Origin of the sequence: Aquabacterium sp., assembly GCF_014378415.1 — a bacterium.
In the GTDB taxonomy this organism is placed as follows: domain Bacteria; phylum Pseudomonadota; class Gammaproteobacteria; order Burkholderiales; family Burkholderiaceae_C; genus Aquabacterium.
Map to the genome: position 1 here is coordinate 1 of NZ_JACMNS010000004.1, position 16,676 is coordinate 16,676.

Genomic DNA, 16,676 nt, shown 5'->3' on the forward strand with positions numbered 1-16,676 from the left:
CTGCGCCACGGCCTGATGCTGGACGGGCGCGAGCTCAAGCCCGCCAAGGTGTCGTGGCAGAACGAGCAGCAACTGCGCTTCGTGTTGGGTGAGTGCAGCAAGCGACAGGTCCGCCGCATGTGCGAACAGGTCGGGCTGAAGGTGGTGGGCCTCAAGCGCGTGCGCATCGGCAGCGTCGTGCTGGGCAACCTGCCGCTGGGCCAATGGCGCTTCCTGCAGCCTGATGAGCGATTCTGAGTCGATGGCCCACGTGCCTGCCCATGCATGAGCACCGACACGCCCACCACCCTGATCCTGGCCGGCCCCACCGCCAGCGGCAAGACGGCCATCGCTCTGGGCCTGGCCGCGCACGCCCCCATCGAGATCATCAGCGTGGACTCGGCCCTGGTCTACCGGGGCATGGACATCGGCACCGCCAAGCCCACGCCGGATGAGCTGGCCGCCGTGCCGCACCACCTGATCGACATCATTGATCCGCTGGAAAGCTACAACGCCGCGCGCTTCGTGCGCGACACGCAGTGCCTGATGGCTGAGATCCGCGCGCGGGGCCACCACCCTGTGCTGGTGGGCGGGACCATGCTTTACATCAAGTCCCTGCTGGATGGGCTGGACGACATGCCACCGGCCGACCCAGACGTGCGCACCATGCTGGATGCCCGCGCTCAAGCCGAGGGCTGGCCCGCGCTGCATGCTGAGCTGGCCCAGGTCGATCCAGTGACCGCCGCGCGCTTACCGCCTGGCGACACCCAACGCATCCAGCGCGCGCTCGAGGTCTGGCACAGCACGGGCAAGCCGCTGTCCAGCTTCCACCTGCGCGCGCCATCGCATGGAGCGCAAGGCCCGGCCAACACGGTGCTGGTCTCATTGGAACCTACTGAGCGCCCCTGGCTGCACCAACGCATCGCCCTGCGTTTTGAACAGATGATGCAAGCGGGCTTCGTCGACGAGGTGCAGGCCCTGCGCCAGCGCGGCGACCTGCACCTGGACCTGTCCTCCATGCGCTGTGTGGGCTACCGACAGGTGTGGGAAGCGCTGGACGAAGGCCTGGACCTGGGCGATGCCAAACACTTGGCCGCCGTGACCGAACGTGGCACCGCCGCCACCCGGCAATTGGCCAAGCGCCAGTTGACCTGGTTGCGCGGCATGCCTTGGCGACAAGTGGTCGCGGCCGATGCGCCGGATGCCATCGAACAAGCACAGGCTTTGCTGAAGCCGCACTGCTGACGGCTCAATTTTGAGGATGGTGGATGTCGTTGACGCCGCCACTGGCCTCGCGGACCAGTTCGGCGTTGTGGGCCATGCGGCGCAAAAAATCGAGCAAGGTCTGCCACTCGTCGTGGCTGAAGCCGCCCAGGAAGGCGTTGAGCGTTTCGCACAGCACCTTGGGCACGTGGGCCGAGGCGGCCAGGCCTTCGTCAGTCAGCGCCAGGTGCACCACTCGCCGGTCTTGCGTTGAGCGTTCGCGCGTGCACAGGCCTTTGGCCTCCAGGCGGTCCAGCGTGCGCGTCAGGGCGCCCGCGTCAAGCTGCAGCTCGCGGGACAGTTCTGCCAGGGTGTTGACGCGCCCTTGCCGCAGCAGGAACAAAGGCGCCCACTGTGCGTGCGTCAGGCCAGGGGCCTCCAACTGGCGATCGACATCGGTCACCAAGGCCAGCATGACGCGCTTCATCAGGAAACCCACGCTGTCGTTGCTGGGAAATTGCTCCGGCTTGTAAAAATCCGGGCCCTGGATGGCAGACACCGGCTCGGGTTTCTTATTCGTCATGGGAAGAATTTAGTTGCCTGAGCAAATATTGTCAAGGCACCATAATCACACCCTCCCTGTCCATGCTTCGCACTCCATGCCCGATTCAGCATCACCTCTGGCCGCACCCAGCGCATCGCCCCAGTCCTTGAAAGGGCTGGCGCCGTTCCTGCGTCCGCACCGAGGCCGCATCTTCCTGGCGATGCTGTTCCTGACGCTGGCCGCGGTCACCACGCTGGTGCTGCCCCTCGCTTTGCGCGCGCTGATCGACAACGGCTTCATGCCCGGCGACCCGGATCAGCGCGTGATGGCGCTGCGTGGCCATTTCCTGGCCTTGTTTGGCGTGGGCCTGGCGCTGGGGGTGTTTTCGGCCTTGCGCTATTACTCGGTGACCTGGCTGGGCGAGCGCATCACCACCGACCTCAAACGCGCGGTCTACAGCCACGTGCTGCGCCAAAGCCCTGAATTCTTTGAACGCACGCAAACGGGCGAGGTGCTGTCCCGCCTGACCGGCGACACCACCCTGATCCAGACCGTGGTGGGCTCCAGCCTGTCGATGGGCCTGCGCAACGTGATCATGGGCCTGGGCGCCCTGGTGATGCTGGTCATCACCAATCCTTATGTGATGGCGCAGGTGCTGGGCATCCTGGTGCTGGTGGTGCTGCCGGCCACCGTCTACGGGCGCCGGGTGCGCAAGCTGTCGCGCAACAGCCAGGACCGCCTGGCCGACGCCAGCGCCATCGCCGCTGAAGTGCTCAATGCCATCCCCGTGGTGCAAAGCCACACCGCCGAAGGCCGCGAAGCCACGCGTTTTGGCAACTCGGCCGAAGACGCGTTCAGCACCGGCGTGCGCCGCATCCGCGCCCGCGCCGTGCTGGTCGCCTTCATCATCAGCGCCACGGCGGGCGCCCTGCTGTTTGGCCTGTACCAAGGCACCCAATCGGTCATTGAAGGCCGCATCACCGCCGGTCACATGAGCCAGACCGTCGTCTACGTGATCCTGCTGATCACCTCGGTCGCAGCCTTGTCCGAGGTCTATGGCGAGGTGCTGCGCGCCGCCGGGGCCACCGAACGCCTGATGGAGCTGCTGTCCACCAAATCTGTCATCCAGGCCCCAGCCATTGCCCGCACCCTGCCCGCCCGCCAAGGCGGCGCCAGCGTCAAGCTGGACCACATTGGCTTCAACTACCCATCGCGCCCCAACCAGGCCGCGCTGCGAGATGTGAGCCTCACCGTCAACCCCGGCGAGACCGTGGCCCTGGTCGGCCCCAGCGGCGCTGGCAAAACCACCGTCTTCCAATTGCTGCTGCGCTTTTACGACGTGCAATCAGGCCGCATCGAGCTGGATGGCGTCTCCATCCAGGACCTGAGCCTGGACAGCTTGCGCGACCGCATCGGCATCGTCCCGCAGGACAGCACGGTGTTCTCGTCCAGCGCCATGGACAACATCCGCTACGGCCGCCCCGAGGCCACCGACGACGAGGTGATGGCCGCCGCCAAGGCCGCCCACGCCCACGACTTCATCAGCCAATTGCCCGAGGGCTACCAGACCTTCTTGGGCGAACGCGGCGTGCGCCTGTCTGGCGGCCAACGCCAGCGCATCAGCATTGCCCGTGCCATCCTGAAAGATGCGCCTTTGCTGCTGCTGGACGAGGCCACCAGCGCCCTGGACACCGAGAGCGAACGCGCCGTGCAGGCCGCCCTGCAAGCCGCCATGCAGCACCGCACCACCCTGGTCATCGCCCACAGGCTGAGCACGGTCATCAACGCCGACCGCATCGCCGTCATGGACAAGGGCCATTTGATCGACGTGGGCACGCACGCTCAGTTGATGGCACGCTGTGCTCTTTATGCTCGACTTGCTTCGGCCCAGTTCGACGACCAGGCCGCCTGAAATAAAATCTCTGCCATGAGCACGACGCACACGCCCCACAGCCGCCCCATACGCAGTCAGTACGAAGACTTCATGCGCCACGTCTTTACACAAGGCGTGAGCAAGACCGACCGCACCGGCACCGGCACGCGCAGCGTGTTTGGCCACCAAATGCGCTTTGATTTGAGCGAAGGCTTCCCGCTGGTCACCACCAAGAAGGTGCACCTCAAATCCATCATCGTTGAGCTGCTGTGGTTTCTGCGGGGCGACGACAACGTCAAGTACCTCAAGGACCACGGCGTCACCATCTGGGACGAGTGGGCGCGCGAAGACGGCTCGCTGGGCCCGGTCTATGGCGTGCAATGGCGCAACTGGCCCAAGCCCGATGGCGGCCATGTTGACCAGATCAGTGAAGTGGTCAAGCAGCTCAAGACCAGCCCCGATTCGCGCCGCATCATCGTCAGCGCCTGGAACGTGGGCCTGATCGAGCAGATGGCCTTGCCACCTTGCCATGCCTTCTTCCAGTTCTACGTGGCGCCGCCCACGGTGGCCGGCGCCAAGGGCAAACTCAGCTGCCAGCTGTACCAGCGCAGTGCCGACATCTTTTTGGGCGTGCCCTTCAACATCGCCAGCTACGCGCTGCTGACCCACATGCTGGCCCAGCAATGCGACCTGGACGTGGGTGATTTTGTGTGGACCGGCGGCGATTGCCACATCTACAGCAACCACACCGAACAGGTCGAGCTGCAACTGAGCCGCCTGCCGCATCCCTATCCGCTGCTCAACATCAAGCGCAAGCCGGCGTCGATTTTCGACTACGAGTACGAGGATTTTGAAGTGCTGGAGTACCAGCATCACCCGGCCATCAAAGGCGCCGTGGCTGTATGAAGCTCTCATTGATCGCTGCCGTGGCCCGCAATGGCGCCATCGGCCGGGACAACGCCCTGCTGTGGCACCTGCCCGGCGACCTGCCCCGCTTCAAGCAGCTCACCATGGGCTCGCCGCTCATCATGGGCCGCAAGACCTACGACTCGATCGGACGGCCCTTGCCGGGTCGGCGCAACATCGTCATCACCCGCAACGCGGATTGGTCGGTGCCCGGCGTGGAGGTGGCGCGTTCACTGGACGAGGCCCTGGCCCTGGTGGCCGAAGCACCCCAGGCCTTCGTGATGGGCGGTGGCCAGATCTACGCGCAAGCCCTGCCACACGCCCATGAACTGGTGCTGACCGAAGTGGACCAGGACGTGCCGGACGCCGACACCTTCTTCCCCGACTGGCCCCGCGCGGACTTTGAAGAGACCGCGCGCGAGGCTCGCCAGGTGAGCGAGCCCCAGCCCCTGGCGTTTGCCTACGTCACCTACCAGCGCCGTCACTGATTCAGGTACTCGCGCTTGTAAAGGCGCGGCAAGAAGTACGGCAGCATCTGGAACTCGCGCAGTGCGTGCGAGCCCAGGTCGTCAAAGAAGGTCGCATTGAGCACGCGGGCCAGCACGGTGTTCACAAAGGTGCTGGTCAGGATCACGCCATCGCCGCTGGCATTGGGGCGCCACTGGTGCGTCAGCGAATTGCTGGGCAAGATGCCCGCCAACAAGGTCAGGTCGGTCTTGGCGTAGAAGAAGCCGGGATCGGTCAAAGGCACGGGTGGCGGCAGCACATGGGGGTCGGCACCGGTGATGTTGAGCGTCAAGGCCGTCTTGCCGATGTACTCCTTGGCCTTTTGCACCGCGCCCACGTCGTACTGCAGATCCGGGCTGTTGGGCGGCACCGTCCACTCGAAGGACACGTGATCGATCGGCTGCCACAGGCGGTAGCGCTCGGTCGAACCAATGTGGTCCCACCACCAGGCCAGCATCTCGGGCGTGATGCCTTTGATCTCCTGCACGATGGTCAGCGTCACGTTCCAGTTCTTGTCCACCGGGCCAAAAGCGTAGTGACCACGCGTCTTGAGCACGGCGTTGAAGTAGCGCTCATTGAGCGCGTCCGTCAGGGCGGGCTTGAGCCCGCACAAGGTTTTGCGCAGGTGGTCCACATAAGCCTGGGCCAGGCGTGGATCGGCGGCCAGCGTGGCCTGGATGCGGAACTGGCTGTCGCTGAAAGTGCTGCCCGTGGGCGTGTATTGGATCAGCACCGTGAAAGGCGGCTTGCCATCCACCGACACGCTCTGCGCCACGAAGCTGTAGGGCTTGCTGCCCAGGAAATTGTCGGAGGCCACGAGGCCATGCATGGTGGCCGGGTCCAGGTAGCTGACGTCCACGGTGTGCCTGGCGCCGCCAAAGGTGCTGGTGGCCTGGTAGCGGGCCCCGGCCGAGTAGCCCAGGTGCTGCGGGCTGGTCGGCGCCTGCGTCCAGCGGAAGGCGGTGTTGTCTCGGTTGGCCCCGGTGAACAGGCCTTGGTCCACGTTGTCCCAATACCAGCTGAAGGCTTCGGGGCGCGTATCTGCCACCACGAACTGCGCCGAGGCGCTGACCACCTGGGCCTGGGCGGCACCGGGCAAGCCCTGCCCGAAGTAGGCCGGTTGAATCAGGCTGATGGCGCACGCTAAGATGAATGAACGCAGGGGTTGTGACACGATCGACCTCCAATGGATTATCTACAGATGTAAAGAATACCTCAAACTCTACTGATGTAGAGTTGATACCGACCTGCCGTCATCCCTCAGCCTGTTTGTCATTGCCCCGATGGAAAAAGAAGACCGCAAAACCTTGATCGCCGATGCCGCCATTGAACTGCTGGGCACGGTGGGCGCGCGTGGCTTGACCCACCGCGCGGTGGACACGCAGGCCGAGATGCCCGCCGGGTCCACCTCGTTTTACTGCCGCACCCGGCTTGATCTGCTGACCCTGACCTTGCGGCGGCATGCCGCGCTGGACCTGGCCGACCTGGAGGTCGATGCGCAGCGCATGGGCGCCAAAACCTCGCTGTCGGTGGATGGCCTGGTCGACCTGCTGGTCGCGCGGGTGGCGGATTGGCTGTCGGCGCCCAAGCGCGCTCGCCTGGTGGCCCGCTTCGAGCTGTTCCTGATGGCCTCCCGAGAGCCTGACCTGGCCGAGATCATCACGCAGCAACGCGAGTATTTTCTGGAAGCCACCGAAGCCGCCTTGGCGCACGCCGGGGTGTCTAAGCCCCGCATGCTGGCCCCTGTGCTGGTGGTGCTGGTGGATGGCATGCTGCTGGACCAGGTGCGCGCCAATGGGCCGGTGACCACGGTGGCGCAGCAAAAGGCGGCGTTCAAGAAGCTGTTGGGGTGATCCGGAATCGGTGCATGACCTGGGGTGTGGCCTGCGGTAATTCGAATGCCAGCATGGCTTGCTGGCGCAACTGATCCATCACGCCCAGTTTGCCTGGCAGTCGTCCAGGCCGGGCGCCCCAACCGCGGTACAGGGTGCAAGCGCTGGTCAGCAATCGCTCGGGCGAGTCCCACTGCAAAAAGCCCTGCGCCGCGAAGGCCGGGCTGAACATCAGGTCCCTGGCCGCCTGGAAAGCCGACATGCCTTGGCGAAAACGCAGGTGCACGCCTTCCTGCACCTGCTCCCAATAGTCGATCAGCCGCTGCACATCGTGCGGCGAAGCCAGCGGCCCATGGCCCGGCACGATCACGTCTGCCTTCAACGCCAGCAAACGCCTGAGCGCCGCCACGATGTTGTCCACCGGCCCCGACCAGGCCACCGGCGTCACGCCCACGAACACGATGTCGCCGGCATAGGCCACCCGCTGGTCGGGCACGTGCACGATGCAATCGCCATCGGTGTGTCCAGGGCCCACCTCGGTGATCACGATGTCCAGGCCATTGACCGTCAGCGTGCGCTGCACCGAGAAGCCTTCGGTGGGATCGGTGATCACCACTTGGTCAAAGCCATAAGGCTTGAACATGTGGTGCATGTAGTGCCCGAACTGGTCGATGCCCGCCCAAGGCACGTGGCGCAGCCACTGCCCACCCACCTTCAAAGCCTGCAACTGCCGAGGATGCTGGTGGTGCATCTGGTGCATGCAGGCGTGCGTGGCGATGATGGGTTTGTCTCGGAACAGCTGATTGCCCCAGCAATGATCACCATCGGCATGCGTGTTGATGACGTGCTCGATGGGCGACCGCTTCAAGATGTCGGCGGCAAAATCCAAGGCCTCTTGCGTGAAGCGTACATCCCAGCAGGTGTCCACCAGCACGCTTTGGCCGCCACAGTCGATCAGGCCAAGGTTGGTCTCGCCCCACGAGCCATTGGGCACCATCCAGGCATGGGTGCGCGTGCCCAAGCGGTACAGCCCCTCCTTGAAGCGAGCGGGCTCGCCAAAGCGCGTGAAGGTGCGCTGAGGCCCACCCAGCCAGGTCGCGTTCATCATGGTGATCAATGGCTTTCGAGTCAGCGGATCGGGTGGACGATGTCGCCCACGAGATCAATGCCCACACGCAGCACATCGCCAGGCTTGACCCAATGGCCGTTTTCCATGCCGCAGCCACTGGGCAGGGTGCCGGTGGCGATCAACTCGCCGGGGTGAAGGTGTTCGTCTTTCGACAAGTGCGCGAGCAAATCGCCCAGGCTGAACAGCATGTCTTGCGTGGACGTGCGCGACACCACCTGGCCATTGATTTCAACGAATGCCGACAGGGCATCAATGTGCGGCAAGACCTCGTCGGCGGTGACCAAGGTCTGAGACATCGAGCTGAGGAAGTGTTTGGATTTCTGCGGCCCCATGCCGCTTTGCATCTCGGGCCGCTGCACATCCCTGGCCGTCCAATCGTTGACCACGACGAAACCGCCAATGGCACCCAAGGCCTCGCCGGGTGTGGCGTTGAACAGGGGCTTTGACAACACCAGGCCCAACTCCAGCTCATAGTCCAGCGCCTTGGAGTAGGACGGCGCACTCACCGGTGTGCCGCTGGGCACAAAGGTCAAATGGTTGCCAAAGTAGTAGATGGGCTGGCGGCGTGCCAAGGCATGCGGCCGAAATGCCGGAAACGGGCGGCCCGTCAACACCTCGCACCCACGTGCCAGGCGGTAAGCCATGGGCATGAAGCGGCGGGCATAGCCCCGCGACGATTGGATCCAGTGCCGCTCGAACAGCATGCAATCCCTGAAAGAGCGGGGGCTCACTGGCAAAGGCTCAGCACCTGCATCGGGCCCCAGCGGCAACAGCCAGGCCAGGGAAGCCCGCCCCGGGTCGGGCATCTCGCTCAGTGCCCGCCATTGGCCGCCCTGCTCCACCTCCAGCCCAGCCGCGCAACGACGTACTTTCATGCCAGCCCTTCCAAATAAAAGTATCCAACCGGCTGCAATGTATCCATATGGATACTTTGTGTCAACACCACACGGTCAAAAATCTGGGCCATGATCGAGGCCATGAGCAAGACCGCCCCCTCCGCCCCATCTCAACCGCGCATGGCGCAGGGCAAACGCCTGCTGATGGACACCGCCACCAGGTTGCTTGCGCGGCAATCCTTGCAGAGCACACTGGCCTTGCGTGAACTGGCAAGAGAAGCCGGCCTCAACCACAACACCTTCTACCGGCACTTCAGCAGCCTGGAAGAGATGCAGGCAGCCATCATTGAAGAGTTCGTTTCGAGCCTGCGCTCCGGCCTGACCGAGGCCCGCCAGCAAATTCCACCCGGGCAGTCGGTTTCGCACATGGTGATTGGCTCGGTCTTTGACTTCGCCCGGCAGAACAGCGATCCCTTCATCCTGGCTTACCGCGTCTGGCACGGCCCGCCTTCTGAAAGCCGCGATCTCGTCCAGAAGGCGATGGACCAGTTGTGCGACGACATGTTCCGAGACCTGCAAGCGCTGGGCATCCTTCCCAAGCTGGATGAAGCCCGGCTGCGGCGGCTGCTGGCCATCGACATCCAGCAGGTCTTCAGGCTGTGCATCGCCTTCCTGGAATCGCCACGGTCGCGCGCGCGCTTACTTGATGCCGGGGACGAGTTGCTCAAAACACTCATCGCCGGGGCCGCGGTACTTCAAAGCCCATAGCCACCCGCCAAGGACAGCACACGCCCGCTCAGGAGCCGCGCGATTCCTGCGGCACCGACAGCGCCACGATCATGCGGTTCAGCACCTGCTTGATTCCAACCATCGTCGCCTCAGGCTCGGGCGAGGACGCGATGATTTGCGCCGACTCCACGAACACGGCCAGCAGCATCTTGGACAAGGCATCAATGCCCGTGCTGGCCAGCAAATCAGGCGCCACCTGGCTCTCGATCAGGCGGTTCAGCAAACCCAGCGAATAGCGCGTGTCGATGGCGCGGCATTCGGCCGCGCCCAACACCATCGGCCCATCGGTGAACAAGACCCGCAGGCAAGCTGGTTGGCCCGCGTGAACCAGGAAAGCATGCAAAGCCACCTCGCCAGGTGATCCCGCCAAGCCCGGAGAGGCCGCGATGGCTGCGATTAACTCCTGCGAGACCTCTTCGTAGACCGCGCGGAACAGGGCCTTCTTGTCCTTGAAGTGGTGGTAGACGGCGCCCTTGGTGGTGCCTGCGTCGCCCGCCACGTCGTCCAGGCTGGTGCCCGCGAAACCCATCTGCGAAAAGCGCTGACGCGCCGCGGCCAACAGCGCGGCGCGTGTGGCCTCGGCATGGACATCCCGCAGCCGTTTGACAGCATTCTTTGGAATTGACATACTCACAGTGTATTAAATTTCATTGGTATGTAAAATGGCGCGACAGCCCGAGACAAAGTGGGTTGACTACATCGTGGTGGGCGGGGGATCCGCCGGCTGCGTGCTGGCCAACCGCCTCAGCGAAGACGCCAGGGTGACAGTTTGCCTGCTAGAAGCGGGGCCACCCGACACCAACCCCACCATCCACGTGCCCGCGGGCATGTTGTGGCTGATGCACAGCAAAGTGCTGAACTGGCAGTTCAACACCGAAGCCGAACCGCAATTGGCCGGGCGGCAGCTGTTCTGGCCGCGCGGCCGCATGCTGGGCGGCAGCAGTTCGATGAACGCCATGTGTTACACCCGCGGCCACCCGAACGACTATGACGGCTGGGCTGCCCAAGGCAATGATGGCTGGGGCTTTGACGACGTGCTGCCTTATTTCAAGCGGTCCGAAGACCAAGCCCGCGGCGCCTCGACCTACCACGGTGCAGGCGGCCCGCTGCACGTGTCGGACTTCCGGGCACCCTCGCCTCTGACACGCACCTACGTCGAAGCGGGCGTGCAAGCCGGCTTTCCGCAGAACGATGACTTCAATGATGGCGTGAACCAGGAGGGTGTCGGCTACTTCCAGGTCACGCAAAAGAATGGTCTGCGCTGGAGCACCGCCAAAGGCTACCTCGATCCCGTCCGCCACCGCCCCAACCTGCACATCATCACTGCCGCGATGGCGCACCGCGTTCTGCTCGAACCCCATGGTGATGGGCCCCGCGCCGTCGGCATCGAATACCAACACAAAGGCAAGCTGCACACGGTCAAGGCACGCCTCGAAGTCATCCTGTCGGCTGGGGCGCTGCAAAGCCCGCAGTTGCTGATGCTGTCGGGCATCGGCCCCGGCCAGCACCTGCAATCGCGCGGCATCGCCACGCAGGTCGATCTGCCCGGCGTAGGCCAAAACCTGCAGGACCACCTGGACGTGATGGTGATCCACCAAGGCAAACGCGCGCTGTCGCGGGGCCTCACACCGCGCAACATCGCGGGCGGCCCGTGGGCCTTCTACCAGTTGATGGCTCACGGGCAGGGCATGTTCACCAGCAATGGCGCCGAAGGCTGCGGCTTCATCAAGAGCAGCCCGTCCGAGCCCATCCCCGACCTGCAACTGCACTTCATGCCGGCGCGCATGCGCAACCACGGCCGCGACCTGCGCTTCCTGATGGGCCAGGGTTTCTCAATGCACGTCTGCGACCTGCACCCCAAGAGCCGGGGCCAAATCACCCTGACAGACCAGAACCCCGCCAGCCGCCCGATCATCCAGGCCAACTACCTGTCGCACCCTGATGATCTGGCCAAGATGGTGCTGGGCATCAAGCAAGTGCGCCGAATCTTTGCCGCCCCCGCCTTCAACGACGACCGGGGCGATGAACTGGCGCCTGGCCAGGCCGTGTCGACCGATGAGCAACTGGCCGACTACATCCGCCAGCACGCCGAGACCATCTACCACCCGGTGGGCACCTGCAAAATGGGCAGCTTCGCGAAAGACCGGATGGCCGTGGTGGACGACCAGCTGCGGGTGCGTGGCGTTCAGGGCCTGCGCGTGGTCGATGCGTCCATCATGCCTTCCTTGGTCGGCGGCAACACGAATGCGCCCACCGTCATGATTGCCGAGAAAGCCTCGGACCTGATCAAAGCGGCCAGAACCTGACCGAAGGCTGTGCCCTTCATGCCAGTGCTCAATGTCCAGTGAGCCTCCTGGCGTTTGCCAGCCTGAGGGTGCAATGCACGGCGCAGCACGGCATCAGGCCACGGCGGCAGATCAGCGGGCCGCATTTTTCACGTCCGAAATTTGGGCTGCTTTTCCTTCAGGGCTTGGCGGCAAAGGCCAGGTCGGGCAAGGTCAGCGTGGCTTCGGCCACATCCAGCAGCTTGCGGTTGTGGTCCATGGACGCCTTCTGCAAGGCGCGGAAAGCGGCCTCCTCGGTGATCCCCAGGCGAGACATCAAGGCGCCCTTGGCCCGCTCGATGACCTTGCGCTCGTGCAGGGTCCGGCGCGCCGTGTCCAGCTCGACTTCCATGCTCGCAAGGCGCGCGGACTGGGTCTTCAGCAGCTCGACCAGCTCGGGCGACTTGGCGCCGTGGCTCGGGCCGTCCGACATCGCGGGCAGGATGGGGGCCGCCTCGGGCTGCTCGGCGGCGTTGTTGAAGAAGCGGCCCACCGCGTGGGTGTGCGGCGGCGGGTTGTCGCGCAATTGCTGGAGCAAGCCTTGCGAGTCCTGCAGGTCTTGCTGCATGGCCTGGCGCTGCGCCTCGCAGACCTGGCGCAGGCACTGCACCAGCTCGACCTGCACTTGCCACATCTCGGTGATGCGCTCGCTGGACACATTGAACCAGCGGTCGCTCAGGCCCGTGTCCAGGGCCGCGCCGGGCCGGGCTGTGCACAAGGTGCGGCGCAAGCGCTCCAGGAGGGCCACATTGGGGGTCAACTGGTGCTGCTGCCAGCGCGCGCGCAAAGCGGGCTCGGCAAACTCTTCGAACACGCGCAGGCTGCGCTCCTGGGCATCGATGAGGTGGATGATGCGTTGCTGCTCCGCGTCGTCGCTGGCACCAGAGGCAAAAAGCTGCGCACCCACCGCACGCTCCTGGCCCGCCGCCTCCTTGCCCTGCACCAGGTGAAGCAGGGCCACCAGCAGGCGCGAGATGCCCGGGTGCAAGGCCGCATCGGCCACATGGAAAATCAGCTCGACCAGGCCGGCGATCAGGCGGCTGAATGCGGCCACAGAATCATGCGCGGTCGGGGTGCGCTGCTCGATCTGCACGCGAAAATCAGCCAGGGTGTCCAGGTCGAGCAGCACCCACGCCATCAGCGACAGCATGCGCGCCGTGGCGCCTTGTGCGGGCTCCAACTGCACGGCAAAAAGCGCGCGCAATGCCGCCTCGATGGGACGGGCATCTTCCAGGGCGGACTGGCGCTCGGCCAGAAAACGCTGCCCGCTGGAGGCCAGGTAAATGCTGGTCGCGCCCCGCTCACGCTGCAGGGCGTGGATCAGTTGGCCGATGACGTCCGCGAATTCGACGCGGGCGGCAAGGTGCCGCACGGCGTCGATCTCCAGTTGCTTGGCACGCAGGACGAGCTGAGAGACGGACAGTGGCATGGGATGGCGGAGGGTTCACGGGCAACGACGGCCTCGATTGTCCGCGATCTCACCGCCATTTGCTGCCCTGACTGACTAGGCCGCGGCCACCAGAACCCGCCCGCTGTCGATGCGCACCTCGTGAGCACGCACCGACAGCTCGGGGGATTCAATGCATTCGCCATTTCGCAGGTCGAAATGATTTTTGTACAGCGGTGAAGCCACCACGGTGCGCTCGCCCAAGTTGCCCACCAGTCCGCGCGACAACACGCTGGCGTTCGACTTGGGATCAACGTTGTCGATGGCAAAAAACTGGTCCTGCCCCACGCGGAAGATGGCCACGTGCTGGCCCGCGACGAGGGCGCACACGCCCGTGTTGGGCAGGATGTCATCGGCCGCGCACACAGCGGTCCAGTTCAGGGTATCGGTGGTCATGGTGAATTACTCCTGATGCAGGGTCAGACCAAGGAATCGGACGAGGCGGTGGCGCGTTCTTCAGGTCGGGCGGGGCGGATCTGGCCACGCTCTTCTACGAAGATGATGTGCTCGTCCTTCTTGTCGCTGTTGACGAAAGAGCGGAAGCGCTGACGCACCTCAGGCGTGGTGACGGCGGTCTTCCACTCGCACTGGTAGGTGTCGGCCACATGCTGCATCTGGGCTTCCAGCTCGGCGTTCAGGCCCAGGCTGTCGTTCAGAATCACGTTCTTCAGGTAATCCAGCCCGCCTTCCATGTTGTCACGCCAGGTGCTGGTGCGTTGCAGGCGGTCGGCCGTGCGCACGTAGAACATCAGCACGCGGTCGATCAGGCGGATCAACTCTGCCTTGCTCAGATCAGAGGCGAAGAGTTCGGCATGGCGGGGCTTCATGCCGCCGTTGCCGCACACGTACAGGTTCCAGCCCTTCTCGGTGGCGATGATGCCGATGTCCTTGCCTTGGGCCTCGGCGCATTCACGCGTGCAGCCCGACACACCGAACTTGATCTTGTGCGGCGCGCGCAGGCCCTTGTAGCGGTTCTCCAGCTCAACGGCCAGGCCGACGCTGTCGTCCACACCGTAGCGGCACCAGGTGGAGCCCACGCAGCTCTTGACGGTGCGCAGCGACTTGCCGTAGGCGTGGCCGGACTCGAAGCCGGCGGCAATCAGCTCTTCCCAGATCAAGGGCAACTGCTCAACGCGCGCGCCGAACATGTCGACCCGGGCGCCGCCCGTCACCTTGGTGTACAGGCCATACTTCTTGGCCACGGTGCCCACGGCGATCAGGCCGTCGGGCGTGACCTCGCCACCGGGCATGCGGGGCACGACCGAGTAGCTGCCGTCTTTCTGGATGTTGCCCAGGTAGTAGTCATTGCTGTCTTGCAGGCTGGCCAGCTCCTTCTTGAGGACGAAGTCGTTCCACACCGAAGCGAGGATCGACGCGGCGGTGGGCTTGCAGATGTCGCAGCCCAAGCCCTTGCCGTGCTTGGCCAGCAGTTCGTCAAAAGTCTTGATCTGGCCAACGCGGATCAGGTGGTACATCTCCTGGCGCGAGTAGGCGAAGTGTTCGCAGAGGTGGTTGTTGACCTCCATGCCCTGCTTCTTCATCTCGAACTTCATGACCTGTGTGACCAGGGGCACGCAGCCGCCGCAGGTGGCACCGGCCTTGGTGCAGGCCTTGAGCTTGCCGATGTCGGTGGCGCCATCGCACACGGCAGCGCAAATCTGCCCCTTGGTAACGCTATTGCACGAGCAGATCTGGGCGCTGTCAGGCAGGGCATCGACGCCCAGGCCGGGCTTGGCCTGGCCATCGCTGGAGGGCAGGATCAGGAACTCGGGCGACTCGGGCAGCTCGATGCCATTGAGGGCCATCTGCAGCAGCGTGCCGTATTCATCGGCATTGCCCACCAGCACGGCGCCCAGCAAACGCTTGCGGTCTGCGCTGACCACGATCTTCTTGTAGGTCTGTTTGAGCTCGTCGGTGTACTGGAAGGAGCAGCTGCCCGGCGTGTTGCCATGGGCATCGCCGATGCTGGCCACGTCCACGCCCATCAGCTTGAGCTTGGTGCTCATGTCGGCGCCCACGAAAGCCATGTCATCAACACCGCTCAAGTGGCGCGCGGCCACACGGGCCATGTCGTAGCCCGGGGCCACCAGGCCAAAAGTCTGGTCGTTCCAGGCGGCGCATTCACCGATCGCATAAATGTTGTGATCACTGGTGCGGCATGAACTGTCGATGGCAATGCCACCGCGCGAACCGATGGCCAGGCCATGGTTGCGGGCCAGCTCGTCGCGGGGGCGGATGCCGGCCGAGAACACGATCATGTCGGCTTCAAGGTGGGTGCCGTCGGTGAACACCATGCGGTGGCGGCCGGTAGCCCCATCGGTGATCTCGACAGTGTTGCGCTGAGTGTGCACCTGCACGCCCAAGGCCTCGATCTTGTGACGCAGCACGCGGCCGCCGCCTTCGTCCACCTGGACGGCCATCAACCGAGGCGCGAACTCCACCACGTGAGTCTGCAGGCCCATGTCGAGCAGGGCCTTGCCACACTCCAGGCCCAGCAGGCCACCGCCGACCACCACGCCGCTCTTGGAGCGGGCACCACTGGCCTTCATCGCCTCCAGGTCTTCAATGGTCCGGTAGACAAAGCAGTCGGGACGGTCGCGCCCGGGCACTGGGGGCACAAAGGGGTAAGAGCCGGTGGCCAGCACCAGCTTGTCGTAGGGGATGACCTCGCCACTGGTGGTGGTGACGGTGTGGCCCGAGCGGTCGATCGACCTGGCACGCGAAGCCAGGCGCAGAGTGAAGCCCGTGCGCTCGAAGAAGCCGGGCTCAACCACGGAGAGCTCATCGGCGGACTTGCCGGCGAAGAACTCGGACAGGTGCACGCGGTCATAGGCGGCGCGCGGTTCCTCGCACAGCACGGTCACTTCGGCTTGCTGCAAGCCGGCTTCGGCCAGGCTTTCCAGAAATTTGTGACCCACCATGCCATGGCCAACGACGACGATCTTCATGTTTGCGTACTCCTGCGACGGTCAGAATGGGCAAGCCGCAGCGGACGAGCAAAGGCGCTCGAATCCGGTCGGATTGCCAGAATCAATGGGGAATGAGCAGCGTGCGATGCCAACAGGAAGCGATGGCATGCAGCTGATTTCCGCCGTCGTTAGCGGAGAGCTTTGCATGTGCGCTGAGGCGACGATACCTGCGGGCACGTCGATGGATACGCAATATGCATGCCCGGCCCAAAAGCCGTCAAAACGGGCCTAACCGGTCCATGGTGATGCGGTAAGCGCACCAGATCAGGGGGCGCTCACCTGCAACGCACCAATGTGGCGCATGGCTTGAACTCACCAAGCAGGCAAGCCCAAGCGAT

15 protein-coding genes and 1 pseudogene are annotated in these 16,676 nt (G+C 64.3%); 8 read left to right on the forward strand and 8 right to left on the reverse strand.

Translation table 11 applies throughout. The features are described from left to right. Window positions 1–237, forward strand: a pseudogene (locus tag H7225_RS00580) (hypothetical protein); the annotation flags it as partial. 27 nt (window positions 238–264) lie between these two features. After that, window positions 265–1,224, forward strand: a complete 960-nt coding sequence (gene miaA / locus H7225_RS00585) for a tRNA (adenosine(37)-N6)-dimethylallyltransferase MiaA (RefSeq protein WP_290658556.1) — start codon at window positions 265–267, stop codon at window positions 1,222–1,224. Between the two features lie 4 nt (window positions 1,225–1,228). Here miaA and H7225_RS00590 read toward each other — a convergent pair whose 3' ends face one another. After that, window positions 1,229–1,765 (reverse strand): MarR family transcriptional regulator, encoded by a 537-nt coding sequence (locus H7225_RS00590; protein WP_290658557.1) that lies wholly within the window; start codon window positions 1,763–1,765, stop codon window positions 1,229–1,231. A gap of 76 nt (window positions 1,766–1,841) precedes the next feature. Here H7225_RS00590 and H7225_RS00595 point away from each other — a divergent pair, with 76 nt between their 5' ends. The 3 genes from H7225_RS00595 to H7225_RS00605 are packed head-to-tail and all read left to right on the forward strand — an operon-like array spanning window position 1,842 to window position 4,993. Then, a complete protein-coding gene (locus H7225_RS00595; protein ID WP_290658558.1) occupies window positions 1,842–3,638 on the forward strand; it encodes an ABC transporter transmembrane domain-containing protein in 1,797 nt (598 codons plus the stop codon). 15 nt (window positions 3,639–3,653) lie between these two features. Then, on the forward strand, window positions 3,654–4,505 hold the full coding sequence (locus H7225_RS00600) for a thymidylate synthase (protein WP_290658559.1): 852 nt from the start codon (window positions 3,654–3,656) through the stop codon (window positions 4,503–4,505). After that, the gene (locus tag H7225_RS00605; RefSeq protein ID WP_290658560.1) at window positions 4,502–4,993 is read left to right on the forward strand and encodes a dihydrofolate reductase; all 492 of its coding nucleotides are present in this window, start codon (window positions 4,502–4,504) and stop codon (window positions 4,991–4,993) included. Before H7225_RS00600 ends, H7225_RS00605 begins: the two co-directional genes overlap by 4 nt. On the opposite strand, the gene H7225_RS00610 is transcribed toward H7225_RS00605, so the two are convergent. Next, window positions 4,987–6,186 (reverse strand): hypothetical protein, encoded by a 1,200-nt coding sequence (locus tag H7225_RS00610; RefSeq protein WP_290658563.1) that lies wholly within the window; start codon window positions 6,184–6,186, stop codon window positions 4,987–4,989. The genes H7225_RS00605 and H7225_RS00610 overlap by 7 nt on opposite strands. 109 nt (window positions 6,187–6,295) lie before the next feature. On the opposite strand from H7225_RS00610, the gene H7225_RS00615 reads away from it, so the two are divergent. After that, entirely contained in the window at window positions 6,296–6,865 is a 570-nt protein-coding gene (locus H7225_RS00615; protein WP_290658566.1) for a hypothetical protein, read from the forward strand. Here H7225_RS00615 and H7225_RS00620 read toward each other — a convergent pair. Continuing rightward, window positions 6,846–7,952, reverse strand: a complete 1,107-nt coding sequence (locus H7225_RS00620; protein WP_290658568.1) for an MBL fold metallo-hydrolase — start codon at window positions 7,950–7,952, stop codon at window positions 6,846–6,848. The genes H7225_RS00615 and H7225_RS00620 overlap by 20 nt on opposite strands. A 20-nt stretch (window positions 7,953–7,972) precedes the next feature. Next, window positions 7,973–8,848: a fumarylacetoacetate hydrolase family protein gene (locus H7225_RS00625; RefSeq protein WP_290658570.1), complete on the reverse strand. Its 876-nt coding sequence runs from the start codon at window positions 8,846–8,848 to the stop codon at window positions 7,973–7,975. 102 nt (window positions 8,849–8,950) lie between these two features. Between H7225_RS00625 and H7225_RS00630 the strand changes: the two genes are divergently transcribed. Beyond that, window positions 8,951–9,577: a TetR family transcriptional regulator gene (locus H7225_RS00630; RefSeq protein WP_290658572.1), complete on the forward strand. Its 627-nt coding sequence runs from the start codon at window positions 8,951–8,953 to the stop codon at window positions 9,575–9,577. Between the two features lie 28 nt (window positions 9,578–9,605). Here H7225_RS00630 and H7225_RS00635 read toward each other — a convergent pair whose 3' ends face one another. Continuing rightward, window positions 9,606–10,226, reverse strand: a complete 621-nt coding sequence (locus H7225_RS00635; protein WP_290658575.1) for a TetR/AcrR family transcriptional regulator — start codon at window positions 10,224–10,226, stop codon at window positions 9,606–9,608. Window positions 10,227–10,260: 34 nt separating this feature from the next. On the opposite strand from H7225_RS00635, the gene H7225_RS00640 reads away from it, so the two are divergent. Further along, a complete protein-coding gene (locus H7225_RS00640; protein WP_290658577.1) occupies window positions 10,261–11,904 on the forward strand; it encodes a choline dehydrogenase in 1,644 nt (547 codons plus the stop codon). Window positions 11,905–12,061: 157 nt separating this feature from the next. Here H7225_RS00640 and H7225_RS00645 read toward each other — a convergent pair whose 3' ends face one another. From H7225_RS00645 to nirB, 3 genes are all read right to left on the reverse strand, one after another. Beyond that, window positions 12,062–13,351, reverse strand: coding sequence for a nitrate- and nitrite sensing domain-containing protein (locus tag H7225_RS00645; protein ID WP_290658578.1), 1,290 nt, complete (start codon window positions 13,349–13,351; stop codon window positions 12,062–12,064). A gap of 75 nt (window positions 13,352–13,426) precedes the next feature. Beyond that, window positions 13,427–13,765 (reverse strand): nitrite reductase small subunit NirD, encoded by a 339-nt coding sequence (nirD, locus tag H7225_RS00650; RefSeq protein ID WP_290658580.1) that lies wholly within the window; start codon window positions 13,763–13,765, stop codon window positions 13,427–13,429. 23 nt (window positions 13,766–13,788) lie between these two features. Further along, window positions 13,789–16,317, reverse strand: a complete 2,529-nt coding sequence (nirB, locus tag H7225_RS00655) for a nitrite reductase large subunit NirB (RefSeq protein ID WP_290658582.1) — start codon at window positions 16,315–16,317, stop codon at window positions 13,789–13,791. Between the last annotated feature and the right edge of the window lie 359 nt (window positions 16,318–16,676).